Annotated in this window: 25 protein-coding genes; 4 read left to right on the forward strand and 21 right to left on the reverse strand. The window is 72.3% G+C overall.

Features of this window, described 5'->3' with window-relative positions; genetic code table 11:
• Positions 1-52: 52 nt before the first annotated feature.
• The gene (locus ACIBAD_RS07910) at positions 53-1,240 is read left to right on the forward strand and encodes a methyltransferase domain-containing protein (RefSeq protein WP_398905253.1); all 1,188 of its coding nucleotides are present in this window, start codon (positions 53-55) and stop codon (positions 1,238-1,240) included.
• Positions 1,241-1,252: 12 nt separating this feature from the next.
• On the opposite strand, the gene ACIBAD_RS07915 is transcribed toward ACIBAD_RS07910, so the two are convergent.
• The 5 genes from ACIBAD_RS07915 to tsaB form a co-directional block, all read right to left on the reverse strand.
• The gene (locus ACIBAD_RS07915) at positions 1,253-1,882 is read right to left on the reverse strand and encodes a hypothetical protein (protein ID WP_398905255.1); all 630 of its coding nucleotides are present in this window, start codon (positions 1,880-1,882) and stop codon (positions 1,253-1,255) included.
• Positions 1,883-1,947: 65 nt separating this feature from the next.
• Positions 1,948-2,220: a hypothetical protein gene (locus ACIBAD_RS07920; RefSeq protein WP_398905257.1), complete on the reverse strand. Its 273-nt coding sequence runs from the start codon at positions 2,218-2,220 to the stop codon at positions 1,948-1,950.
• On the reverse strand, positions 2,220-3,356 hold the full coding sequence (gene tsaD / locus ACIBAD_RS07925) for a tRNA (adenosine(37)-N6)-threonylcarbamoyltransferase complex transferase subunit TsaD (RefSeq protein ID WP_398905259.1): 1,137 nt from the start codon (positions 3,354-3,356) through the stop codon (positions 2,220-2,222). Before tsaD ends, ACIBAD_RS07920 begins: the two co-directional genes overlap by 1 nt.
• Positions 3,349-3,870, reverse strand: a complete 522-nt coding sequence (gene rimI, locus ACIBAD_RS07930) for a ribosomal protein S18-alanine N-acetyltransferase (RefSeq protein ID WP_398905261.1) — start codon at positions 3,868-3,870, stop codon at positions 3,349-3,351. Before rimI ends, tsaD begins: the two co-directional genes overlap by 8 nt.
• Complete coding sequence (gene tsaB, locus ACIBAD_RS07935) at positions 3,867-4,544, reverse strand: tRNA (adenosine(37)-N6)-threonylcarbamoyltransferase complex dimerization subunit type 1 TsaB (RefSeq protein ID WP_134071999.1); 678 nt, start codon at positions 4,542-4,544, stop codon at positions 3,867-3,869. The genes rimI and tsaB overlap by 4 nt, the downstream gene beginning before the upstream one ends.
• 161 nt (positions 4,545-4,705) lie before the next feature.
• Here tsaB and ACIBAD_RS07940 point away from each other — a divergent pair, with 161 nt between their 5' ends.
• A complete protein-coding gene (locus ACIBAD_RS07940) occupies positions 4,706-5,263 on the forward strand; it encodes a hypothetical protein (protein WP_134072001.1) in 558 nt (185 codons plus the stop codon).
• A gap of 71 nt (positions 5,264-5,334) precedes the next feature.
• Here the strand turns inward: ACIBAD_RS07940 and ACIBAD_RS07945 are convergent, their stop codons facing one another.
• The 8 genes from ACIBAD_RS07945 to ACIBAD_RS07980 form a co-directional block, all read right to left on the reverse strand.
• Entirely contained in the window at positions 5,335-5,517 is a 183-nt protein-coding gene (locus tag ACIBAD_RS07945) for a hypothetical protein (protein WP_398905264.1), read from the reverse strand.
• Positions 5,518-5,677: 160 nt separating this feature from the next.
• Positions 5,678-6,238, reverse strand: a complete 561-nt coding sequence (tsaE, locus tag ACIBAD_RS07950; RefSeq protein ID WP_398905266.1) for a tRNA (adenosine(37)-N6)-threonylcarbamoyltransferase complex ATPase subunit type 1 TsaE — start codon at positions 6,236-6,238, stop codon at positions 5,678-5,680.
• On the reverse strand, positions 6,174-7,373 hold the full coding sequence (locus ACIBAD_RS07955; RefSeq protein WP_134072005.1) for an alpha/beta fold hydrolase: 1,200 nt from the start codon (positions 7,371-7,373) through the stop codon (positions 6,174-6,176). Before ACIBAD_RS07955 ends, tsaE begins: the two co-directional genes overlap by 65 nt.
• Positions 7,374-7,391: 18 nt before the next feature.
• The gene (gene alr / locus ACIBAD_RS07960) at positions 7,392-8,528 is read right to left on the reverse strand and encodes an alanine racemase (RefSeq protein WP_134072007.1); all 1,137 of its coding nucleotides are present in this window, start codon (positions 8,526-8,528) and stop codon (positions 7,392-7,394) included.
• Between the two features lie 150 nt (positions 8,529-8,678).
• Positions 8,679-10,073 carry an NAD(P)H-hydrate dehydratase gene (locus tag ACIBAD_RS07965; protein WP_398905269.1) on the reverse strand — a complete coding sequence of 465 codons (1,395 nt, stop codon included), beginning with the start codon at positions 10,071-10,073 and terminating at the stop codon, positions 8,679-8,681.
• A 26-nt stretch (positions 10,074-10,099) separates the two neighbouring features.
• Positions 10,100-10,468 (reverse strand): holo-ACP synthase, encoded by a 369-nt coding sequence (locus ACIBAD_RS07970; RefSeq protein WP_053687981.1) that lies wholly within the window; start codon positions 10,466-10,468, stop codon positions 10,100-10,102.
• Between the two features lie 18 nt (positions 10,469-10,486).
• Positions 10,487-12,334 carry a glutamine--fructose-6-phosphate transaminase (isomerizing) gene (gene glmS, locus ACIBAD_RS07975; RefSeq protein WP_398905271.1) on the reverse strand — a complete coding sequence of 616 codons (1,848 nt, stop codon included), beginning with the start codon at positions 12,332-12,334 and terminating at the stop codon, positions 10,487-10,489.
• 106 nt (positions 12,335-12,440) lie between these two features.
• Positions 12,441-13,220 (reverse strand): hypothetical protein, encoded by a 780-nt coding sequence (locus tag ACIBAD_RS07980; protein ID WP_398905273.1) that lies wholly within the window; start codon positions 13,218-13,220, stop codon positions 12,441-12,443.
• Positions 13,221-13,501: 281 nt separating this feature from the next.
• Between ACIBAD_RS07980 and coaA the strand changes: the two genes are divergently transcribed.
• On the forward strand, positions 13,502-14,494 hold the full coding sequence (gene coaA / locus ACIBAD_RS07985; RefSeq protein WP_053687978.1) for a type I pantothenate kinase: 993 nt from the start codon (positions 13,502-13,504) through the stop codon (positions 14,492-14,494).
• A gap of 25 nt (positions 14,495-14,519) precedes the next feature.
• A complete protein-coding gene (locus ACIBAD_RS07990) occupies positions 14,520-15,467 on the forward strand; it encodes a DUF389 domain-containing protein (RefSeq protein ID WP_398905275.1) in 948 nt (315 codons plus the stop codon).
• Positions 15,468-15,564: 97 nt separating this feature from the next.
• Here ACIBAD_RS07990 and glmM read toward each other — a convergent pair whose 3' ends face one another.
• From glmM to ACIBAD_RS08030, 8 genes are all read right to left on the reverse strand, one after another.
• Complete coding sequence (gene glmM / locus ACIBAD_RS07995) at positions 15,565-16,923, reverse strand: phosphoglucosamine mutase (RefSeq protein ID WP_398905277.1); 1,359 nt, start codon at positions 16,921-16,923, stop codon at positions 15,565-15,567.
• 134 nt (positions 16,924-17,057) lie between these two features.
• On the reverse strand, positions 17,058-17,573 hold the full coding sequence (gene rpsI, locus ACIBAD_RS08000) for a 30S ribosomal protein S9 (RefSeq protein WP_030154718.1): 516 nt from the start codon (positions 17,571-17,573) through the stop codon (positions 17,058-17,060).
• 42 nt (positions 17,574-17,615) lie between these two features.
• Positions 17,616-18,059, reverse strand: coding sequence for a 50S ribosomal protein L13 (rplM, locus tag ACIBAD_RS08005; RefSeq protein WP_030154717.1), 444 nt, complete (start codon positions 18,057-18,059; stop codon positions 17,616-17,618).
• 231 nt (positions 18,060-18,290) lie between these two features.
• Positions 18,291-19,595 carry a glycosyltransferase family 87 protein gene (locus tag ACIBAD_RS08010; protein ID WP_398905280.1) on the reverse strand — a complete coding sequence of 435 codons (1,305 nt, stop codon included), beginning with the start codon at positions 19,593-19,595 and terminating at the stop codon, positions 18,291-18,293.
• Positions 19,596-19,633: 38 nt separating this feature from the next.
• Complete coding sequence (locus ACIBAD_RS08015) at positions 19,634-21,253, reverse strand: ABC-F family ATP-binding cassette domain-containing protein (RefSeq protein ID WP_398905282.1); 1,620 nt, start codon at positions 21,251-21,253, stop codon at positions 19,634-19,636.
• A 64-nt stretch (positions 21,254-21,317) separates the two neighbouring features.
• On the reverse strand, positions 21,318-22,169 hold the full coding sequence (gene truA / locus ACIBAD_RS08020; RefSeq protein WP_134072017.1) for a tRNA pseudouridine(38-40) synthase TruA: 852 nt from the start codon (positions 22,167-22,169) through the stop codon (positions 21,318-21,320).
• A 108-nt stretch (positions 22,170-22,277) separates the two neighbouring features.
• Positions 22,278-22,739, reverse strand: a complete 462-nt coding sequence (gene rplQ, locus ACIBAD_RS08025) for a 50S ribosomal protein L17 (protein ID WP_030154710.1) — start codon at positions 22,737-22,739, stop codon at positions 22,278-22,280.
• A 92-nt stretch (positions 22,740-22,831) separates the two neighbouring features.
• Positions 22,832-23,854, reverse strand: a complete 1,023-nt coding sequence (locus ACIBAD_RS08030; RefSeq protein ID WP_007265920.1) for a DNA-directed RNA polymerase subunit alpha — start codon at positions 23,852-23,854, stop codon at positions 22,832-22,834.
• Between the last annotated feature and the right edge of the window lie 18 nt (positions 23,855-23,872).

Consider the following 23,872-nt stretch of genomic DNA (forward strand, 5'->3'; position numbering starts at 1 on the left):
TCCGACCGGCCCACACGCACCTGCCGCCGGCGAGGGAGCCGACAATGGAGGCGTGACCCCCGAAGACTTCGCCGCGCTCCTCACTCCGGAGGGCCGCACCCTCCTCGACTCGCTCCGCGACCACGACCCGGCCCAGGAGCTCGCCCTCGCCACCCGGCTGCGCCGCGAGCACCCCGCCGCACTGGTCTCCGCCGCGCTCGGGCAGGCCCGGCTGCGGCAGCGCGCGGTGGCGAAGTTCGGGGCCGAGGACGCGTTCCGGATGTACTTCACGACCGGCGGCGGCGAGATGGCCACCCGCGCCTCGGTGGCCTCGTACCGCGCCGAACGGCTCGCGGATCTCGGCGTGCGCAGCGTCGCGGACCTGTGCTGCGGCATCGGAGGGGACGCCCTCGCCCTGGCCCGGCTCGGCATCCGCGTCCTCGCCGTGGACCGCGACCCGCTGACCGTCGCCGTCGCCCGCGCCAACGCCGAGGCCCTGGGGCTGGCGGAGCTCATCGAGGTCCGCGAGGCGGACGTGACCGACATCGACACCTCCGGGTACGACGCCGTCTTCCTCGACCCCGCCCGGCGTGGCGGCCGCGGCCGGATCTTCGACCCGGAGAGCTACTCGCCGCCGCTCTCGTGGGCCGTCGAGGCCGCCCGTACGGCCGAGTACGCCGCCATCAAGGTCGCCCCCGGGATCCCGCACGAGGCCGTGCCGCCGGAGGCCGAGGCGGAGTGGATCTCGGACCAGGGGGACGTGAAGGAGGCCGTGCTGTGGTTCGGGACCGCGCCCGGCACCGTACGCGCCACCCTGCTGCCGGGCCGGCGCACCCTGCACACCGCCGATCCGCTGCCCGACCCCGAGGCCGGGCCGGTCGGCCGCTACCTCTACGAGCCCGACGGCGCGGTGATCCGCGCCCACCTCGTAGCCGAGGTCGCCGAGCAGCTCGCAGGCCGGCTCATCGACCCGACCATCGCGTACGTCACCGCCGACGAGCTGCGCGCGACCCCGTACGCCACCGCGTACGAGATCACCGACGTGCTGCCGTTCGGCCTCAAGAAGCTGAAGGCCCTGCTGCGCGAGCGCGGCGTCGGCATCCTGACCGTCAAGAAGCGCGGTTCGGCCATCGAGCCCGAGGAGCTGCGCAGGAAGGTCAAGCCGCAGGGGCCGCACTCCGCGACCGTCTTCCTGACCCGGGTCGCCGGCGCCCCGTCGATGCTGATCGGCTCGCCCGTCACCGCGCCGCAGGACCGCTGACCGGCTCCCCCGTCAGCGCGCCGCGGCACCGCCGCGGAAGGCGCGCACCGCCCACCGGTAGTGCGCTCCGGCCTTGCCGAGGCCCAACAGGCCGGTGATCCACAAGATCATGCCGAGGCCCATGTAGTACGTGACCTCCCCGTACGTGGTGACGCCCGGGCGGGCCGACGCCGCCGAGCCGAAGGTCACGTACAGCCCGAGCGCGCCCAGCGCGAAGGAGGTCAGCAGCCAGGTCAGGCTCAGCCCCGGGGCCCGGAGCCGGGCGTCGGCGGCCGGGTCCCGGTCCGACTCGGCCCAGGCGCACAGCAGCTGGTGGACCAGCCGGTCCCGCCGGGCGCCCCGGGCGAACCAGAACCCCGCCGGGATCAGCACGCCCGCGCCGAGCAGGCCGAAGATCAGGCCGAAGACGTACGAGAGCGGGTCGCCCGGCGTCTCGAAGGACATCAGGGCCATCGCGACGAAGGACCAGCCGAGCGCGAAGACGGCGGCGACGGCCCAGAGCAGCAGCAGCCGCCCCAGGCCCAGGCTGCGCCGGCCCAGTTCCTTCAGGAAGCGGGCGCGGTCGGCGCGTATGGCGTTCTCGTCGAGCCAGTCGCGCAAGTGGGCCGGGGGCGGTGGAGGCGGCAGGTCACGGCGAGGCATGCTCATGACGATAACGGCAGCGGGCGCGAGTCCCGCTCACGAGTCGCTGGAGGACGCCTCGCGTGTCAGGTTCCGCTGGACTCCACCGATTCGAACCGCCAGCGGTGCACCGGGCGGGTGATCAGGTCGGCTGCGGGCTCCGGGAGTTCGGGCAGTTCCGCCGCCACTCCCTCGGCGGCCTCCCACCACGTGACCACCAACACCCGGTCCTGCGGGGCCCGCAGGAGCTCGCGGCGCACCGGATCGCGCTCCAGAACCTGCGAACGGGCCCACTCCAGCAGCTCGTTGCCCCGCCCGGCGGCGGCGCGGGCCTCCCACATCAGCGCGACGGTGCTCATCAGTACAGGTTGTCCTTGCTCAACTCGTGCACGTGGTCGTGGTCGTGGGAGTGCCCGTGCCCGTGCCCGTGGGAGTCCGCGTGCGCGTGCGAGGTGCCCGGCACGTGCGGGTCCGTCACGGGCAGCGAGGAGTCCGCCGACAGGTCCCAGTCCGAGGCCGGCCGGTTCCGCTTGACCATCTCCGCGCCCAGCGCCGCCACCATGGCGCCGTTGTCCGTGCACAGCTTCGGCCGCGGCACCCGCAGGATGATCCCCGCATCGTCGCACCGCTCCTGCGCCAGCGAGCGCAGCCGGGAATTGGCCGCCACGCCGCCGCCGATCATCAGGTGGTCGACGCCCTCGTCCTTGCACGCGCGGATCGCCTTGCGGGTCAGCACGTCCACCACGGCCTCCTGGAAGGACGCCGCCACGTCGCGCACCGGGACCTCCTCGCCCGCGTTCCGCTTCGCCTCGATCCAGCGGGCGACCGCCGTCTTGAGGCCGGAGAAGGAGAAGTCGTACGCCGCGTCGCGCGGCCCCGTCAGCCCGCGCGGAAAGTTGATCGCCTTCGGGTCGCCCTCGCGGGCGAGCCGGTCGATGACCGGGCCGCCGGGGAAGCCCAGCTGCAGCACGCGCGCGATCTTGTCGAAGGCCTCGCCGGCCGCGTCGTCGATGGTCGCGCCCAGCGGCCGTACGTCGGAGGTGATGTCCGGGGCGAGCAGCAGCGAGGAGTGCCCGCCGGACACCAGCAGCGCCATGGTCGGCTCCGGCAGCGGGCCGTGCTCCAGCTGGTCCACGCAGATGTGCGAGGCCAGGTGGTTGACCCCGTAGAGCGGCTTGCCGAGCGCGTACGCGTACGCCTTGGCCGCCGAGACGCCCACCAGCAGGGCCCCCGCCAGGCCGGGGCCCGCTGTGACGGCGATGCCGTCGAGGTCCCGGGCACTGACCCCGGCCTCCTTCAGGGCGCGCTCGATGGTCGGGACCATCGCCTCCAGGTGCGCCCGGGAGGCCACCTCGGGCACGACGCCGCCGAAGCGGGCGTGCTCGTCGACGCTGGATGCGATCGCGTCGGCCAGCAGGGTCGTGCCGCGGACCACGCCGACGCCGGTCTCGTCGCAGGAGGTCTCGATGCCGAGGACGAGCGGTTCGTCAGCCATTGCTCTCAGTGCTTTCAGTCGTCGCTTGTGCGGGGTCGGTCAGGCGCATCACGAGCGCGTCCACGTTGCCGGGCTGGTAGTAGCCCCGCCGGAAGCCGATCGGCTCGAAGCCGAAGCGCTCGTAGAGCTTCTGGGCCCGGGTGTTGTCCACCCGTACCTCCAGCAGCACCTCGGCGCACTCGAACGCGGTGGCGGCGCGCAGCAGGTCGGTGAGGAGCCGGGCGCCGAGCCCGGTCCCCCACTGGTCGCGCGCGGCCGCGATGGTCTGTACGTCGGCCAGGTCACCGGCGGCGGCCAGCCCGGCGTAGCCGACGATACGGCGGGAGCCGCCGTCGGAAACGGTTTCGGCGACCACGTAGCGGCGGGTGGCGCGCGGGCCGCGGGCGTGGGCGAGCTCGGACCAGAACATGCCCGCGGACCAGGCGTCCTCGGGGAAGAGCTCGTGCTCCAGTTCCAGCACCGGCTCGATGTCCCACCAGCGCATCTCGCGCAGAACCGCTGTCGGTGCCGTCACTGCGGGGTGACCACCTTGTAGTTCTTGGGCACCTGCGCGTCGGGCCGGCGCAGGTAGAGCGGCGTCGGGGGCAGGCCCTCGCCGTTCTCGAAGGGCAGCCCGGCCGCGAGCCGTTCCGCGGCCAGGGAGGCCAGCGCGCCGGCGCTCTGGTGCTCGGGGGCCCGCGCGTCCGTGAAGACCTCCGGGTACAGCAGCGCGCCCTGGCCCACCGCGGGCAGCCCGGCGACCCGCTCGGCGATGTCGGCCGGGCGGTCCACGGCGGGCTCGCCGACGCGCGTGCGCGGGTCCTCGTACCGGGCCCAGTAGACCTCCTTGCGCCGCGCGTCGGTGGCGACGGTGAAGGGGCCCTCGATCCCGGCGGCGCCCGCGGCGTACGCGAGCCCGTCGAGGGTGCACAGGCCGTGCACGGGGATGCCGAGCACGGTGGCGAAGGTGGAGGCGGTCACGAGGCCGACGCGCAGCCCGGTGTAGGGGCCGGGGCCGACGCCGACGACGATGCCGGTCAGGGCGTCGAGCTTCAGCCCGGCCTCGGCGAGGACCTTGTCGACGGAGGGCAGCAGGAGCTCCCCGTGGCGGCGGGCGTCGACCTGGTTCGACTCGGCGAGGACGGACTCGCCGTCGTGCAGGGCGACGGTGACGGCGGGCGTGGCGGTATCTACGGCGAGCAAGAGCACGCGAACAGCCTACGACTCCGGGGGGCCGGGCCCGAGCGGCCGGTCCCGGGGCACCCCGGCTGCTACCTTCGACCCAGGTATCGGCCGAGTCCGGCCCGTGGCACGCAGGCGCTGCCCGGCAGGCGCTCCGGCACAGGGGAAGCACGGAGAGGTGGAGCAAGGTGGCACGCAGCAGCTCGGGAATCGTGGCCGGGCTCACCGTGGCGGCGGTCGCCGCCGTCGGCTTCCTCGGTTACCAGGCCTCCGCGACCGCGCCCGCGCATCCCCAGAAGGCGGCGGCGCCGCCCGCGGCCCCTTCCCCCGCCCCGTCCGCGCAGGCGGCCGAGCAGGCGAAGCCGGTGGCGGTGCCGGCCGAATCGGGCACCGGCTCGCGCGTCGTGTACTCGGTGGGCCAGAAGCGGGTGTGGCTGGTCAGCGAGAGCGGCCAGGAGTCGAAGTCGTTCCCGGTCAAGCCCAGTACGGCGCACCCGAAGCCGGGCACGTACCTGGTGAACTCGCGCTCCAGCGCGGTCACCGGCTCGGACGGCGTGCCGATCGAGCACGTCGTGCGGTTCGCCACGGCGGACGGGGTCGTGGTCGGGTTCAGCTCCCGGGTGGACGGCCAGATGCCGGAGCCCGACCAGAGCAAGAAGACCGGCGGCATCCGGATGACGCGGGCCGACGGCGATGCCATGTGGGCCTTCGCGACGATCAACTCGAAGGTCGTCGTCGTTCCCTGACCGCCGCGCGCCGGCCGCCGCCGCGGATTCACCCGTACGGACTACGGCGCCGGGCAGGGCACACGGGTTCCTCAGGCCGCCTCGGACTCCGGGGCGGCCTGTTCGCGTACGTCGACCGGGTCGGCCCCGGGCGCTTCCGAGGCCTCCCGCACGGGAGGCGTCGAGACGGCGGTGGCTGCCGCGCCCGCGGCGAGCAGCGCCCCCATGGACACGACGGACGGGCGGGGGTCGCGCTGCACTCCTGCTGCGGACATGGCTCCTCCTGGCTTGGGCCGGCCCGTACTTAGGTAAACCTAACCAGCCCTCTGTACCATGTCACCACGTCGGCCTCCATCGGCGCAATATCTTGCCGACGAGTTGTCGGTACGTTTTCCGGGGACGGGGCCCCCGCGGCAGCTCACCCGCAGCCGCGGGCTACAGCGCGGCCAGTGCGCCCGGCGCGGACCAGCGCGCCCCGATCCCGCGCACCGAGACCTCCCGTACGTCGTCGAGGACCTCCTCGTGGCCGACCGCCCGCGCGATCACCACGTGCAGCCGGTCGTCGGAGAGCTCCTCGACCTTGCCGTCGCCCCACTCCACGACGACCACGGACTCGGGCAGTGAGACGTCGAGGTCCAGGTCCTCCATCTCGTCCAGCCCGCCGCCCAGCCGGTACGCATCTACGTGGACCAGCGCCGGCCCGCCGCTCAGCGAGGGGTGGACGCGGGCGATCACGAAGGTCGGCGAGGTCACGGCGCCCCGTACGCCCAGCCCCTCGCCCAGGCCCCGGGTCAGCGTGGTCTTGCCCGCGCCGAGCTCCCCGGTCAGCAGGACGAGGTCGCCTGGGCGGAGCAGGCCGGCGAGGGTGCGGCCCAGCTCCTGCATGGCCTCGGGCGAGTCGACGGTGATGCGCGCCTCGGCGCCGGCCGTCTCAGTTGCCTGCTGCGGTGCCTGACGGTGCGGTGCTCGTGGCGCTTCCAGCGGTACTTCTTCCATGCCCGCCAACGTTAGTCGCTGCGGGCACCGCACCGGTGCGCGCCAGCAGGTCGATCAGCAGCCCGGTCACCATGTCGGGGTACTCCAGCATCATCAGGTGCCCGGCGGACTCCAGGACCGCGAGCTCGGCGGCCGGCAGCGCGTCCTTGATGGCCTGGCTGTGCGCGGCGGGGGTGACCATGTCGCGGGCGCCGGCGATGACGGTGACGGGGATGTCGGCGAACCGCTGGAGGGAGGCGCTCTTGTCGTGGATCTGGAAGGCCGGGTAGAACTCGGCGACCACGTCGATCGGGGTGGCCTCGATGAGCCGCTCGGCGAAGCGCGCGACGCCCGGGTCCACCTCGCGGGGGGCGCCGAACGAGTACATCTTGATCATGCCCGCGAAGAGGTCGGCGGTGGCCCGGCGGCCCTTCTCCACGAGCTCCACCTGCGATCCGAGCACCTTGAGCACGGGCGGCAGGATCCGCCGTACGGCGCCCATGCCGACCGAGGGCAGCCCGTACGTGACCTGGTCGAGGTGGCCGCTGGACGTGCCGACCAGGGCCACGCCGACCACCCGGTCGCGGATCAGCTCGGGGAACTGCTCGGCCAGCGCCATGATCGTCATGCCGCCCATCGAGTGGCCCACCAGCACCACCGGCCCCTCGGGCGCGGCGGCGTCGATGACGGTCTTCAGGTCGCGGCCGAGCTGGTCGATGGTCACGCGCTCGCCGTCGGCCTGGGCGAAGCCGCGCGCGCTGCGGCCGTGGCTGCGCTGGTCCCAGTACACGGAGCGGACCAGAGTGCGCAGGGCGGAGCGCTGGAAGTGCCAGGAGTCCTGGGCGAGGCAGTAGCCGTGGCAGAACACGACGGTCGGCGCGACCGGTTCCTTGCGGCGCATCAGGGCCCGCTTCTTGGGGCCCTCGGGCGGCTCGTCGACCTCGTAGTAGAGCTCGGTGCCGTCGTCGGCGTAGCAGGCTCCCGGCGTCCCGCGCAGGGAGCCGTAGTCGCCGGTGGCGTCGAGCGCGAGGCGCGCCTTGCGGCGCATGCCGCGCCCGACCGTGATCCGTTCGACCGCGACCCCGGCCGCCGCGCCTGCGGCTATCACGCCGATCGCGGCGCCGGCCCACCCTGCCTTGCGCCAGTTCTCGCTCACGCCGTCCTCACTCAGCCCTCAGCCGCCCAGGTACACCCGGGGAACGCGCACCCCGATACGGGTGACGATCTCATAGGCGATCGTGTGTGCCGCTTGAGCCCAGTCCTCGGCGGTGGGCTCGCCGTGCTCGCCGCTGCCGAAGAGGACGGCCTCGTCCCCGGCGCGTACCAGGTCACCGCCCAGGTCGACGACGAACTGGTCCATGGCGACGCGGCCGGCGACGCGGCGGACCTTGCCGCCGACGGAGACGGGCCCGCTGCCGGAGGCGTGCCGGGGGATGCCGTCGGCGTACCCGGCGGGGATGAGGGCGAGGTTCGTCTCGGCCTCGGTGACGTAGTGGTGCCCGTAGCTCACCCCGTGGCCGGCGGGCACGGTCTTGACCAGCGCGACGGAGGCCTTGAGCCTCATCGCGGGCCGCAGGCCCAGCTCCTCGGCGGTGCCGAGCTCGGGGGCCGGGGAGACCCCGTAGACGGCGAGGCCGCAGCGGACGAGGTCGAAATGGCTCTCGGGCAGGGTCAGGGTCGCGGGCGAGTTGGCGATGTGCCGGACCTCGGGGTCCACGCCCTCCTTCTCGGCGTACGCCAGCATGTCGCGGAAGGAGGCCAGCTGGAGCGCGATGGAGGGGTGGCCGGGCTCGTCGGCGCAGGCGAAGTGCGACCAGATGCCGGTGATCTTGACGGTGCCCTCGGCCTGGGCGGCGAGGGCCGCGCCGACGAGCTCCGTCCAGTCGGCGGGCTGGCAGCCGTTGCGGCCCAGGCCGGTGTCGGCCTTGAGCTGGATCCTGGCCGTGCGGCCGGCGGCGAGCGCGGCCTTGCGCACCTCGTCGAGGGCCCACATCCCGCTGACGGAGATGTCCACGTCGGCCTCGACGGCCGCCTGCCAGGGCCCGCCGGGGGTCCACAGCCAGCACAGGATCGGTCCGGCGATCCCGGCGGCGCGCAGGGCGAGCGCCTCCTCGGGAGTCGCGGTTCCGAGCCAGGCGGCACCGGCGTCCTGGGCCGCGCGGGCGCAGGGGACCGCGCCGTGGCCATAGGCGTCCGCCTTGACGACGGCCATCAACTCGGCCCGGGGTGCCCGCGCGCGCAGGGCGCGTACGTTCGCCCGTACGGCGTCAAGATCGATCTCGGCGTACACGCGCGTCGGTGTCTCGTTCATCGCCCCCAGTCTCTCAGAGCGGGGCCGTGGCCTGCGCGACCGCCGTTCCCGCGGCGACATATTGGATGATTTTCACCCCTGATGACACATCAGCGGTGGTGGGACGAGCCCGGAGCCGCCGCGAGCCCGGCATGATCGGCGAGGCACGCCCTAGCCGCGGATGGCGCGCCAGGCGTCCGGGAGGGACTCCGCGATCTGCTGGGCGAGGAGCGGGGCTCCGGTGGCGGCCCGGCGGCCCGCCAGGCCGTGCACGTAGGCCGCCACCGACGCGGCGTCCGGCGCCGCCAGCCCCGAGGCCAGCAGGGATCCCGCCAGGCCCGACAGGACGTCGCCGCTGCCCGCGGTCGCCAGCCACGGGGTTCCCGTCGGGTTGACCCGGACAGGGCCGCCCCCGGCGGGCGACACCAGCGTCGTCGACCCCTTCAGCAGGGCCGTGGCCCCGTACCGCGCGGCCAGCGACCGTACGGACGACAGCCGGCCCGACTCCACCGTCCCGCGGTCCACCCCGAGCAGCGCCGCCGCCTCCCCCGCGTGCGGGGTCAGCAGGGTCTCGGCCGGCCGGGCCCGCAGCACCGCCGGGTCCAGCCCGCGCAGCCCGTCCGCGTCCACCAGTACCGGCACCGGTTCGGCCAGGGCTTCGGCGACCTCCCCCGCCCGGCCCTCGCCCAGCCCCGGCCCGACCACCCACGCCTGCACCCGGCCCCGCCCGATCAGCGTCTCGGGGTACCGCGCCAGCACGGCGTCCGCCGCCGGGCCGACGTACCGCACGGCGCCCGCGCCGCCGCGCAGCGCCCCCGCGACGGCGAGCACCGCCGCGCCCGGGTACTGCACCGACCCGGCGACGATGCCGACCACGCCCCGCCGGTACTTGTCGCTCGACGCCGCCGGGGTCGGCAGCAGCGCCGCCACGTCGGCGTGCTGCAGGGCCTCGGCGTCCGGTTCCGGCAGCGACAGCCCGATGTCCACCAGGCGCAGCGCGCCCGTGCGCGAAGCCCCCGGGTCGATGAGCAGGCCGGGCTTGTACGCCCCGAAGGTCACCGTGACATCGGCGTGGACGGCCGCTCCGGCCACCTCGCCGGTGTCCGCGTCGACCCCGCTGGGCAGGTCCACCGCGACGACGACGGCACCGGCCGGGATCCGCTCCGCCAGCTCCGCCGCGGCCGGCCGCAGCCCGCCGCTGCCGCCGATGCCGACGAGCCCGTCCAGTACGAGGTCGGCCTTGCCGGGAACGGCCTGCGCGACCCTGCCGCCGGCGGCCAGCAGCGCCCGCAGCCCGCCCGCGTGGACCCGCTGCGGGTCCATCGGGACGGCCGTCACCCCGGCGCCGCGCCGGGCCAGGCGGGCGCCCGCGTACAGCGCGTCGCCGCCGTTGTCCCCGGGCCCGACGAGCAGTACGACGCGCGCCCCGTACACCCGGCGCAGCAGTCCGGCGCAGACGGCGGCCAGCCCGGCCGCCGCGCGCTGCATGAGGGCGCCCTCCGGCAGCCGGGCCATCAGCTCGCGCTCGGCGGCCCGTACGGTCTCCACGCTGTAAGCAGTACGCATGGCACCAGCCTGCCCGAAAAGGAGGCTCAGCCCTCGGCGATCACCACGGCCGACGCGATGCCCGCGTCGTGGCTCAGGGAGATGTGCCAGGACTTCACGCCCAGCGCCACCGCCCTGGCCTCGACCGTCCCCGACACCCGCACCCGCGGCTGCCCGGTCTCCTCGACGTACACCTCGGCGTCGGTCCACAGCATTCCGCCGGGCGCGCCGAGCGCCTTGGCGAGGGCCTCCTTGGCCGCGAACCGGGCGGCGAGCGAGGCGATCCCGCGCCGCTCGCCACTCGGCAGCGTCAACTCGGAGTCGACGAACAGCCGCTGCGCCAGTTGCGGCGTGCGCGCCAGCGACTCACCGAACCGCTCGATCTCGGCAACGTCGATTCCCACTCCGATAATCACAACGCCAACTCGCTTCGCTCACTCCACCGTTACAGACTTTGCGAGGTTACGCGGCTGGTCCACCTCGTTGCCCCGCGCCGTCGCCAGTTCGCAGGCGAAGACCTGCAGCGGCACCGTCGCCACCAGGGGCTGCAGCAGCGTCGGCGTCGCCGGGATCCGGATCAGGTGGTCGGCGTACGGGATGACCGCGTGATCGCCCTCCTCCGCGATCACGATGGTCCGCGCCCCGCGCGCCCGGATCTCCTGGATGTTCGACACGATCTTGTCGTGCAGTACGGAGCGCCCGCGCGGCGAGGGCACGACCACCACCACCGGCAGGTCCTTCTCGATCAGCGCGATCGGTCCGTGCTTGAGCTCGCCCGCCGCGAAGCCCTCGGCGTGCATGTACGCCAGCTCCTTGAGCTTGAGCGCGCCCTCCAGCGCCACCGGGTACCCGACGTGCCGGCCGAGGAACAGCACGGTGTCCTTGTCCGCCAGCGAGCGCGCCAGCTCCCGGACCGGCTCCATGGTCTCCAGTACGGTGTCCACGGCCGCGGCGATGTCGGACAGCTCGCGGATCACCGTCTCGATCTCGTCGCCCCACTTCGTACCCCGCACCTGCCCGAGGTACAGCGCGACCAGGTAGCAGGCCACCAGCTGCGTCAGGAACGCCTTGGTCGAGGCGACGGCCACCTCCGGACCGGCGTGCGTGTACAGCACCGCATCCGATTCGCGCGGGATGGTCGACCCGTTCGTATTGCAGATGGCCAGCACCTTGGCCCCCTGCTCGCGCGCGTGCCGCAGCGCCATCAGGGTGTCCATGGTCTCGCCGCTCTGCGAGATCGCGACCACCAGCGTCCGCTGGTCCAGGATCGGGTCGCGGTAGCGGAACTCGCTCGCCAGCTCCGTCTCGCACGGGATGCGGGTCCAGTGCTCGATGGCCAGCTTCGCGATCATGCCCGCGTGGTACGCCGTACCGCACGCCACGATCACGACCTTGTCGACCTCCCTGAGCACCGAGACGGGGATGCGCACCTCGTCCAGGCTCAGCGAGCCGCTCGCGTCGATCCTGCCGAGGAGGGTGTCGGCGACGGCCTTCGGCTGCTCGGCGATCTCCTTGAGCATGAAGTAGTCGTAGCCCCCCTTCTCGGCCGCCGAGGCGTCCCAGTCCACGTGGTACGCCCGGACGGACGCGGGCGCACCGGCGAAGTCGGTCACCGTGACCCCGTCGCGGCGGAGCTCGACGACCTGGTCCTGCCCCAGCTCGATGGCGGACCGGGTGTGGGCGATGAACGCGGCCACGTCCGAGGCGAGGAAGTTCTCACCTTCGCCGACGCCCACCACCAGGGGGGAGTTCCGGCGGGCCCCGACCACCACGTCCGGGGCGTCCGCGTGCACCGCGACCAGCGTGAACGCGCCCTCCAGCCGCCGGCACACCTGCCGCATGGCCTCCGCGAGGTCCCCACAGGCCTCGAAGCGCTCGGCCAGCAGGTGGGCGACCACTTCGGTGTCCGTCTCGGACTCCAGCCGGTGCCCGCGCTCGGCCAGTTCGGCGCGCAGGGCGGCGAAGTTCTCGATGATGCCGTTGTGCACGACGGCCACCCGGCCCGCATTGTCGAGGTGCGGGTGGGCGTTGGCGTCGGTGGGCCCGCCGTGGGTGGCCCAGCGGGTGTGCCCGAGTCCCGTGGAACCGGCCGGCAGCGGGTGCCCGACCAGCTCCTTCTCCAGATTGACCAGTTTTCCGGCCTTCTTGGCGGCGACCAGCCCCCCGTCCGCGAGCACGGCGACGCCCGCCGAGTCGTAGCCGCGGTACTCCAGCCGCTTGAGTCCGGCGATGACCACATCGAGCGCCGACTGCGCTCCCACGTAACCCACAATTCCGCACATACGGCGCAGCGTACGCGGAAGCGAGCCGCCTGCCCCGTACCTGAACAAGACGAAAAACCCGCCCCGGCGAATACGCCGGAGCGGGATTGACGCATGTTTCGAACGGTCAGCCGAGCTTCTTCACCTGGGCGTCGACGACGGCCTTCGGCTGCTCGGCCTTGCCGGTGAGGCTGATCGTGGAGAAGGTCGCCAGGGTGTTGCCCTTGCGCACGACCACCAGCTGCGTCGTGAACTTCTCGCCGTCCGCGTCGCCCTCCACCGTGTAGGCGAGCGCGCCGTCGCCCGCGGTGACGGGGGTGCCGTCGCCGACCTTGGAGACCTTGCCGGACTCGCCGCCCTGGGTCACCGAGTAGCCGCCCGCGCACGCCGTGCCCGCGGCCTTCAGGGCCGCGAAGGCCTCATCGGCGGCCTTGCCCTCGTACGAGCTCAGGGTGACGGCGGTCGCGTTCGAGCCGAGCGCGTCCATCGCGGCCTTCAGCTTCTCCTCGGGGCTGGCGCCTTCGGCGGCCGGCTTCGGCGTGGCGACGACCCTGGTCCGCGCGACCCCCGTGGACTTCTCGGCGGGCGCGGCCATGGACTGCGCCTTGACCAGCGGCAGGCACGCGGGCTTGTCACTGGTGGCCGTGGCGCCGGCCGCGGCCTCGGCCGGCGTGGCCGGCTCGAACTGGTGGCCCGGCAGATCGGCGTCGGCCACGAGGAGGGCGGCCAGCTCCGCGTCCGTCTTCCCCTTCGCGGCCGGGGCCGCGGCGGCGGACGAAGCGGCGGCGGACGGCTTGGCGTCCGCCTTCTTGTCGTCCGCCTTGTCGGAACCGCAGGCGGTGGACAGCAGGACCAGGGACACCGCGGAAGCGGTCAGGACGGTACGACGGACAAGGGTGGTACGCACGGATCTCCCCCAGAGAACACAACAATGAAAAAGGCGGCGGCCTGCAAAAAGACCGCAACGCCCGGGCAAATCTACGGGGCGATCCGATCAAGGCCTGCGCCTTTCCCGCCGCACGCCGCCAATCGTGACCGGGACGATACCCTCCGCCGCGCCACGCGCCCGGTCCCGCCACCTGACCGGCCCCGCCACGTGACCGACCCCACCACCCACAACGGCCCCCGAGCCACGACAATGGCCCTGTGATCACTTCGCCGCCACGAAGCACGCCGCCGGAGAGCGCGATGGAGCGCCCCGACCGCCCCGAGCGACCCCACCGCCGGGCCGAGGTCTCCCCGTACGTCGACCTCACCCGCGACGAGTGGAGCGCGCTGCGCGAGCGGACCCCGCTCCCCCTCACCGCCGAGGAGGTCGAGCGGCTGCGCGGTCTCGGCGACGTCATCGACCTCGACGAGGTCCGGGACGTCTACCTGCCGCTGTCCCGCCTCCTCAACCTCTACGTCGGCGCCACGAGCAACCTCCGCGGCACCCTCAACACCTTCCTCGGCGACGCCGGCAACGGCCACGGCGCGCAGCAGGGCACCCCCTTCGTCATAGGGGTCGCCGGGTCCGTCGCCGTCGGCAAGTCCACCGTGGCCCGCCTCCTCCAGGCCCTGCTCGCCCGCTGGCCGGAGCACCCCCGCGTCGAGCTGGTCACCACCGACGGCTTCCTCTACCCCATGAAGGAGCTCCAGCGGCGCGGACTGACCTCCCGCAAGGGCTTCCCGGAGTCGTACGACCGCCGCGCGCTCACCCGCTTCGTCGCGGACATCAAGGCGGGCAAGGACGAGGTCAGCGCCCCGGTCTACTCGCACCTGATCTACGACATCGTCCCCGGCGAGAAGCTCGTGGTACGCCGCCCCGACATCCTGATCGTCGAGGGGCTCAACGTCCTGCAGCCGGCGCTGCCCGGCAAGGACGGCCGTACGCGCGTCGCGCTCGCCGACTACTTCGACTTCAGCGTGTACGTGGACGCCCGGCCCGAGGACATCGAGCGCTGGTACCTCAACCGGTTCCGGAAGCTGCGCGAGACCGCGTTCCAGAATCCTTTCTCCTACTTCCGCAAGTACACCCAGGTCTCCGAGGAGGAGGCGATGGAGTACGCGCAGACCATGTGGCGCACGATCAACAAGCCGAACCTCCTGGAGAACGTCGCCCCCACCCGCGGCCGCGCGACGCTCGTCGTGCGCAAGGGCCCGGACCACAAGGTCCAGAAACTCAGCCTCCGCAAGCTCTGACCCCGCCGGCGACTAGGGTGCGGCCATGCTGCACCTTCGGATGATCACACCCGCCGACCGGACCGACGCCGTGGTCTCGGTCATCGAGTCGACGGTCGGCACCACCCACCTGGTCGTACTGCCGGGCGCCGCCCGCGATCCGCGCGGCGACCTCGTGCTGTGCGACGTCGCCCGGGAGGCGGGGGACGAGCTGCTGCACGAGCTCCGGGAGCTGGGCGTCGAGAAGGACGGCTCGATCGCCGTCGAGAACATCGACCTGTCGCTGTCCCGGCGGGCCGACGCGGCCGAGGAGGAGGCCCCGGGCGAGGGCGCCGACGCGGTGCTGTGGGAGCAGCTGGCCGAGGCCACGCACGAGGAGTCCACGCTCACCATCACGTACGTCGCGTTCATGGTCCTCGCCACGATGATCGCGGCCTGCGGCGTGGTCCTCGACAACGCCATCCTGATCGTGGGCGCGATGGCGGTCGGCCCGGAGTTCGGTCCGCTCGCCGGGGTCTGCACCGGCGTGGTGCAGCGCCGGCCGCGGTTCGCGCTGCGGTCCCTCACCGCACTGCTGATCGGTTTCGCCGTGGCGATCGCCGCCACCACCGTCTTCAGCCTGGGAATGGACGCCATCGGCCAGTTCCACGCGGGGATGCTGGACCGGCCCCGCCCGAACACCGGCTTCATCTGGCAGCCGGACTCGTTCTCCTTCGTGGTGTCGCTGCTCGCGGGGATCGCGGGGGTGCTGTCCCTGACCTCGGCGAAGTCCGGGGCGCTGGTGGGCGTCGCGATCTCGGTGACCACCGTCCCGGCGGGCGCGAACGCCGCCGTGGCGCTCAGCTACGGGGAGTTCGCCCAGATGTGGGGCTCCGCCGAGCAACTGCTGCTCAACCTCGGCGGGATCATGCTGGCCGGCGTCCTGACCCTGTACGCCCAGAAGGCACTGTGGCGGACCCAGCGCGGCCGGTGGACCCGCCGGCCCACGACCTGAGCGGGTCCCGCCGCGAACGCCGTCGGCCCCGCCCTCCGGGATCACCGGGGGGCGGGGCCGACGCGACAGGGGACCTCGGACCGGTCCGGGCCGCCTACTAGCCGAGCGCCGACTTCACGGCGTCCGCCAGCCGCCCGGCGACCGCGCGGGCCTGCTCGATGTCGGCGGCCTCGACCATCACCCGTACGAGCGGCTCGGTGCCGGACGGACGGAGCAGCACCCGACCGGTGGAGCCCAGCTCGCGCTCGGCGTCGACGACGGCCGCGGCCAGCTCCCCGGAGGTCGCGACCCGGGACCTGTCCACGTCGGGGACGTTGATCAGCACCTGCGGCAGCCGATGCATGACACCCGCGAGCTCGGCGAGCGAGCGGCCCGTGGCCGCGACGCGCGCAGCCAGCAGCAGGCCGGTCAGCGTGCCGTCGCCGGTCGTGGCGTGGTCGAGGATGATCACGTGTCCGGACTGCTCGCCGCCGAGCGCGTAGCCGTGCTGCTTCATCGACTCCAGCACGTACCGGTCGCCGACGCCGGTCTGCACGACCGCGATGCCCTCGCCCTCCATGGCCAGCTTGAAGCCGAGGTTGGACATCACGGTGCCGACGACGGTGTTGCCGCGCAGCTGGCCGGCCTCCCGCATGGCCAGGGCCAGCACCGCGAGGATCTGGTCGCCGTCGATCTCGGCGCCGGTCGCGTCGACCGCGAGGCAGCGGTCCGCGTCGCCGTCGTGCGCGATGCCGAGGTCGGCGGCGTGCTCGACCACGGCCTGCTTGAGGAGCTCCAGGTGGGTGGAGCCGCAGCCGTCGTTGATGTTGAGGCCGTCGGGCTCGGCGCCGATGGTGACGACCTCGGCTCCCGCCCGGGTGAAGGCCTCGGGCGAGACGAACGCGGCGGCGCCGTGCGCCTCGTCCAGGACGATCTTCAGGCCGTCGAGGCGGTTGGGGAGGACTCCGATGAGGTGGGCGACGTACTTGTCGAAGCCCTCGGTGTAGTCGGAGACGCGCCCGACGCCGGCGCCGGTGGGCCGGTCCCAGGGGGCGCCGGTGCGGTGCTCCTCGTAGACGGCCTCGATGCGGTCCTCCAGCTCGTCGGCGAGCTTGTGGCCGCCGCGGGCGAAGAACTTGATGCCGTTGTCGGGCATCGCGTTGTGGCTGGCGGAGAGCATCACGCCGAGGTCGGCACCCAGCGCACCGGTGAGATACGCCACCGCCGGGGTGGGCAGCACACCGACGCGCAGGACGTCCACGCCCGCGCTCGCGAGGCCCGCGACGACCGCGGCCTCCAGGAATTCGCCGGATGCGCGGGGGTCGCGGCCGACGACCGCGGTCGCCCGGTGGCCCGCGAAGGTGCCCGCCTCGGCGAGTACGTGGGCAGCTGCCACGGAGAGGCCGAGCGCGAGCTCAGCCGTCAGATCCGCGTTGGCGACGCCGCGTACACCGTCCGTCCCGAAGAGTTGTCCCACTGTTGTCCTCCCGAGTTCACGCTTCGTTTGTGACCGCTTGTGACATGTATTTGCCGCTTGTGGCGGTAAACGAACCGCCCCGACAGCACAGAGAGTGCTGCCGGGGCGGTTTGTTGCTGAACAGCAGGCGCAGATTAACGCTTGCTGTACTGCGGAGCCTTACGGGCCTTCTTGAGACCGGCCTTCTTGCGCTCGACCGCACGGTCGTCGCGGGAAAGGAAGCCGGCCTTCTTCAGCGCCGGGCGGTTGTTGTCGACGTCCGCCTCGTTCAGGGCGCGGGCCACGCCGAGGCGCAGGGCGCCGGCCTGACCGGAGACGCCGCCACCCGCGATGCGGGCGATGATGTCGTAGCGACCGTCGAGCTCAAGGAGCTTGAACGGCTCGTTGACTTCCTGCTGGTGCACCTTGTTGGGGAAGTAGTCCTCAAGGGTGCGACCGTTGATCTTCCACTTGCCGGTGCCCGGGACGATCCGGACGCGGGCGATGGCGTTCTTGCGACGGCCCAGGCCGGCGGCCGGCTGCGGGTCGCCGAAGCGGCCGGCAAGGGACTCGGAGGTGTAGTCGCCCTCGACGACGACCTCAGACTCGGTGGTGTACTCCTCGACGCCCTCGAACTCTTCGACGGGGGTCTCGGCGGTGGTCTCGGCCACGATGCTCCTCAGAATTTTCTACGTCTTAGGGGGTGGCCGGAACTACTGCGCGACCTGGGTGATCTCGAACGGCACCGGCTGCTGGGCAGCGTGGGGGTGCTGGTCGCCCGAGTAGACCTTCAGCTTCGAGAGCATCTGACGGCCCAGGGTGTTCTTGGGGAGCATGCCCTTGACGGCCTTCTCGACGGCCTTCTCCGGGTTGTTCGCCAGGAGGTCGTCGTAGCGCACCGAACGCAGACCGCCCGGGAAACCGGAGTGGCGGTACGCCATCTTCTGGGACGCCTTGTTGCCGGACAGGTGAACCTTGTCGGCGTTGATGATGACGACGAAGTCGCCCATGTCCATGTGGGGCGCATAGGTCGGCTTGTGCTTGCCACGCAGGAGGGCAGCGGCCTGGGTCGCCAGACGGCCGAGGACAACGTCCTGGGCGTCGATGACGAGCCACTGGCGCGAGATGTCGCCGGGCTTGGGGCTGAACGTACGCACGCGTATGCCTTCGCTTCTTCAGTGGTGGTATCCCACGGGCGCAAGCCCTACGGGAAGGTCCTGACAGGGTCACCACGGACGATCACGACAGCCCTCGTTCACATCGGGGACGCAACCCGTGTGAACCGCTGGTCATCGGTCCGGTGGACCGGCGTAAGGCCCTTTCACGTGAGAATGAGCAAGCCAATACGCATAACAAACCAGCAGGATACCCAAGCAGACCCGTACGGGTCAAAACGCGGTCCGCGATGCCGATTCTGCTGGCGTCGCGGCGCACTCCGGTTCGGTCCTGGGTGGGGACCCCGCAGTTGTTACGGGTCCCAGAGTAACCCGAGCGGAGAGCAGTGCACGACGCGCCAGCAGAATCGCGAGCCCGCACAGGGTGGCGCAGTCCTTGAAGGCGCGCCGCTTGTGGGCCAGCTCCGAGGGCCACGGGATGAGGGCCACCTGGGGTGTCAGGGCCAGCCAGAACCAGGGCGAGCGGGGCATCGAGCCGGGCCGCACCGCCGAGGCCAGCAGCAGCGGCAGCACCACCAGGAGGTAGTGGTCGAAGGAGGGGCGGGAGACCAGGAATGCGGCGAGCATCACCATGCAGGCCGTCTCCACCAGCCTCAGCTGCCCCTGGTCACCCCCCGCGCCTTCGGCGGGGTCCGGCCGCCGCCAGCGCCGCCAGGCGCCCCACAACCCGGCTCCGGCCCCCGCGAAGGCCACCGCCACCGCCACCGGCTGCGGTACCCCCAGCCGCGGCAGCACCGCGATCGGCGAGGCGTCCCAGGGCAGGGCGTAGGCGTCCTGCCCCTGGAAGAGGAACGGCAGGGTCTTGGTGAAGAACAGCGACGGGCTCGGCATCAGCAGCGCCCCCGCCAGCGAGACCCCCAGCGGCACCAGCACCGCCGCGGCCAGTCCACGCCACTGCCGGGCCAGCAGGAACAGCAGGCCGATCGGCACCAGCATCGGCTTGCAGGCGATCGCCAGCCCCACCACCAGGCCCGCCGCCACCCACGCCCTGCGGTGTGCGAGCAGCAGCGCCACCGGCAGCGCGGCCGCCGATATGGCCGTCCAGTTGCCGATCAGCACGAGGTTCACGTACGGCTTGTAGGCCAGGGCCAGCACCGCGAAACCGCCGACCGCCAGCCGCGAGAGCAGCGGCACCGAGAACAGCCGCAGCGAGGCCAGCCAGCCCACGCCCAGCAGCCCCGACATCCCCACCGGAAGCACCCATCGCAGCACCGGCTGCGGCAGCAGCGCCTCCGGCACCGCCATCAGCACGGCGCTCGGCAGGTACAGGAACCGCTTGTCCTCGTACGGGGAGCCGCCGTCCAGCAGCGTCCGCGCGGCCTTGACCACGAAGGCGTTGTCCGAGCCCCAGTTCTCCCGCAGGCTCGTGGAGACCGCGATGCCGAGCACCACGGCCAGGGCCACGGCCCGCCAGGGCCCGGACGCCGGCCGCAGCAGCCAGACCACCAGCCGGTGCCCGAACGCCGGATCCCTTACGGTGTCCCATCCCCTGAGCCAGGTGTCAGGCCGCAGCCGCACAACGCCTCCCGATCGACCCGCCCGGGGGCGGCCACCCCCTAGCGCTTCCGCTCGACCCTACGTTCGTCCCAAACGGGTTCCTGAGTCTCTCGTACAACACCGTCGGAACCGAAGACCAGGAAACGGTCAAATGTCCGCGCGAACCACCGGTCGTGCGTGACGCACAGCACAGTGCCCTCGTACGACTCCAGACCGTCCTGGAGCGCCTCCGCGGACTCCAGGTCCAGGTTGTCGGTGGGCTCGTCCAGCAGCAGCGCCGTGGTGCCCGCCAGCTCCAGCAGCAGGATCTGGAAGCGCGCCTGCTGGCCCCCGGACAGCCGCTCGAACGGCTGCTCCCCCTGGCGCTCCAGCTCGTACCGGCGCAGGACGGCCATGGCGGGGCCGAGCGGCTTCGCGGCCTCCGTCCACAGGATGTCGACGAGCGTGCGGCCGAACAGCTCGGGGTGGGCGTGCGTCTGCGCGAAGTGACCGGGGACCACCCGGGCGCCCAGCCTGAAACCACCCGTGTGCTTGACGTCCTCGCCCGCCAGCAGCCGCAGGAAGTGCGACTTCCCGGAGCCGTTCGAGCCGAGCACCGCGACCCGCTCCCCGTAGAAGACCTCCAGCGAGAACGGCTTCATCAGCCCCGTGAGCTCAAGGTTCTCGACGGTCAGCGCGCGCACGCCGGTCCGGCCGCCCTTCAGACGCATCTTGATGTCCTGCTCGCGCGGCGGCTCCGGCGGCGGGCCCGCCTCCTCGAACTTCTGGAAGCGCGTCTGCATCGCCCGGTAGCGCGAGGCCATGTCGGGGCTGCTCGCGGCCTGGTTGCGCAGCCGCAGGACCAGCGCCTTCAGGCGGGCGTGCTCCTCGTCCCAGCGCCGCTTGAGCTCCTCGAAGCGCGCGAAGCGCTCCTTGCGGGCGTCGTGGTAGGTGTCGAAGCCCGAGCCGTGCACCCACACGTCCGTGCCCGTGGGGCTCGGCTCCAGGCTGATGATCTTCTCTGCGGCCCGGGACAGCAGCTCGCGGTCGTGGGACACGAAGAGCACCGTCTTGCGGGTGGCCTTCAGCTGCTCCTCCAGCCACCGCTTGCCCGGGACGTCCAGGTAGTTGTCCGGCTCGTCGAGCAGCAGCACCTCGTCCGGCCCGCGCAGCAGCGCCTCCAGCACGAGCCGCTTCTGCTCACCGCCCGACAGCGTGCGCACCTCGCGGAACTGCGCGGCGTCGTACGGGACCGCCAGCGCGGCCATGGTGCAGACGTCCCACAAGGTCTCCGCCTCGTAGCCCTGGACGTCGGCCCAGTCGCTGAGCGCCTGCGCGTACGCCATCTGCGCGGACTCGTCGTCCACCGTCATGATCAGGTGCTCGGCGCGGTCGACGGCCTTCGCGGCCTCCCGGATCCGGGGCTGGGCCACCGAGACCAGCAGGTCCCGTACGGTCGTCTCGTCCCGTACGGAGCCCACGAACTGCGACATCACGCCGAGGCCGCCGCTGACGGTGACCCCGCCGCCGTGCGGCTGGAGGTCGCCGGAGATCAGCTTCAGCAGGGTCGACTTGCCGGCGCCGTTCGCCCCGACGAGGGCGACGACCGACCCCTCCCCCACACGGAAGGAGACGTCGGGGAGCAGGACCCGCCCGTCGGGAAGGTAGTACTCCAGGTGGCTGGCTTCGAGATGTCCCATGCGGGGCATTGTCCAGGCCCGGCGTCGATCCGCCCAAACGGGTTCGGCGGCGGCCGCCGGCGGGTCAGCAGCAGCCGGCGCCCGGGAGGGTGCGCATGTTGCGCGCCTCCTTGCTGCGGGCGGCCAGCAGCTCGTCCGCCGGGTAGCCGACCTCCTCCAGGGTGAGCCCGTGCGGCTTCACGACGTGCACCGAGGAGTCCCGTACGGCGGCCCGCAGGACCTTCCCCGGCCAGTCGGTCGGCCGGTGCCCGTCCCCGACGTGCAGCAGGGCGCCGACCAGCGAGCGGACCATGTTGTGGCAGAAGGCGTCGGCGCGGACGGTCGCGGTGACGATCCCGTCCTCGGCGCGCTCCCAGCTGAGCTGCTGCAGGGTGCGGATGGTCGTGGCGCCCTCGCGCTTCTTGCAGTACGCGGCGAAGTCGTGCTCGCCCAGCAGCGCGGCGGCGGCCTCGTTCATGGCGTCCACGTCCAGCGGCCACTGGTGCCACAGCACGTGCCCGCGGCGCAGCGGGTCGACGCCGCCCTGGTGGTCGCCGACGCGGTAGGCGTAGCGGCGCCAGACGGCGGAGAACCGGGCGTTGAAGCCCTCGGGGGCCTCGGCCGCCTTCCACACCCGTACGTCGTGCGGCAGCCGGCCCGCGAGGCGGCGCAGCAGCTTGTCGTGGTGCTCGGCCCACACCTCGTCGCGCACGTCGAACTGGGCGACCTGCCCGCGCGCGTGCACGCCGGCGTCGGTCCGCCCGGCCACGGTGAGCTCGACGGGGTCCGGCAGCCGCATCACGGTCTGCAGGGCCGACTCCAGTTCGCCCTGGACGGTCCGCAGCACGCGCTGCTTCGCCCAGCCGGAGAAGTCCTTCCCGTCGTACGACAGGTCCAGCCGTACCCGGACGTGCCCGGGCTCCACCTCGTCACTCACGTGACAGATCCTCTCAGCTGCGTCTTCGAACGAATGCAGAACGGGCCCGCCCCGGGAAGGGGCGGGCCCGTTCAGAGCCGATCAAGCAAGCTCGATCCCGAAGCGGGATCAGGCCTCCTTGGTCTCCTCGGCGGGGGTCTCGACAGCCTCCGCCTCCTTGACCGCGCGCTTGGTGGCGGCCTCGGCCTCACCGGTGGCCTGCTGGGCGACCGTGAGGGCCTCGACCAGCTCGATCACGGCCATCGGGGCGTTGTCGCCACGACGGTTGCCGATCTTGGTGATGCGCGTGTAACCACCGGGGCGGTTCTCGTAGCGCGGGGCGATCTCGGTGAACAGCGTGTGCACGATGCTCTTGTCCGTGATCGTCTGCAGCACCAGGCGACGGTTGTGGATGTCGCCCTTCTTGGCCTTGGTGACCAGACGCTCGGCGTAGGGACGCAGGCGGCGGGCCTTGGCCTCGGTGGTGGTGATGCGGCCGTGCTCGAAGAGCGCCTTCGCGAGGTTCGCGAGAAGGTGCTTCTCGTGCGCGGCGGAACCGCCCAGACGGGCACCCTTTGCGGGACGCGGCATGGTGTTACTCCTTCATATCTGCACCGGCCGTGTCAGGTACCGGTGTCAGTTCCCCCGCGGCGGCTGCCGCGGGAAAGTTCTACGGGTGGTGCTCAGTACTGCTCGGTCTCCACGAAACCGGCGTCCGCGTCGTCGTCGGCGCCGAAGGCGTCGGCGGCGGCGGTCGGGTCGAATCCGGGCGGGCTGTCCTTGAGGGCCAGGCCCATGCCGGCCAGCTTCGCCTTGACCTCGTCGATCGACTTCGCACCGAAGTTGCGGATGTCGAGCAGGTCGGCCTCGGAGCGGGCGACGAGCTCACCCACGGAGTGGATGCCCTCGCGCTTGAGGCAGTTGTACGACCGAACGGTGAGCTCGAGCTCCTCGATCGGCAGCGCCAGGTCGGCGGCCAGGGCGGCGTCCGTGGGGGACGGGCCCATGTCGATGCCCTCGGCGTCGATGTTGAGCTCGCGCGCCAGACCGAACAGCTCGACCAGGGTCTTGCCGGCGGACGCCATGGCGTCGCGCGGGCGCATGGCCTGCTTGGTCTCGACGTCGACGATGAGCTTGTCGAAGTCGGTGCGCTGCTCGACTCGGGTCGCCTCGACCTTGTAGGTGACCTTGAGGACCGGGCTGTAGATGGAGTCGACCGGGATGCGGCCGATCTCCTGGCCCAGCTGCTTGTTCTGGACGGCGGAGACGTAGCCGCGACCGCGCTCGACGGTCAGCTCCATCTCCAGCTTGCCCTTGCCGTTGAGCGTGGCGAGGACGAGGTCCGGGTTGTGCACCTCGACACCGGCCGGCGGCGCGATGTCGGCAGCGGTGACCAGGCCGGGACCCTGCTTGCGCAGGTACATCACGACCGGCTCGTCGTGCTCCGAGGAGACGACCAGCTGCTTGATGTTGAGGATGATGTCGGTGACGTCTTCCTTGACACCGGGCACGGTGGTGAACTCGTGCAGGACGCCGTCCACGCGGATGCTGGTGACAGCGGCACCCGGGATCGAGGACAGGAGCGTGCGGCGCAGCGAGTTGCCGAGGGTGTAGCCGAAGCCCGGCTCCAGCGGCTCGATCACGAACCGCGAGCGGTACTCGTCGACGACCTCTTCGGTCAGCGAAGGACGCTGAGCGATAAGCATGTGTGTTCCTTCAGTCGT

It is taken from the genome of Streptomyces sp. NPDC051109, assembly GCF_044455885.1.
In the GTDB taxonomy this organism is placed as follows: Bacteria; Actinomycetota; Actinomycetes; order Streptomycetales; family Streptomycetaceae; genus Streptomyces.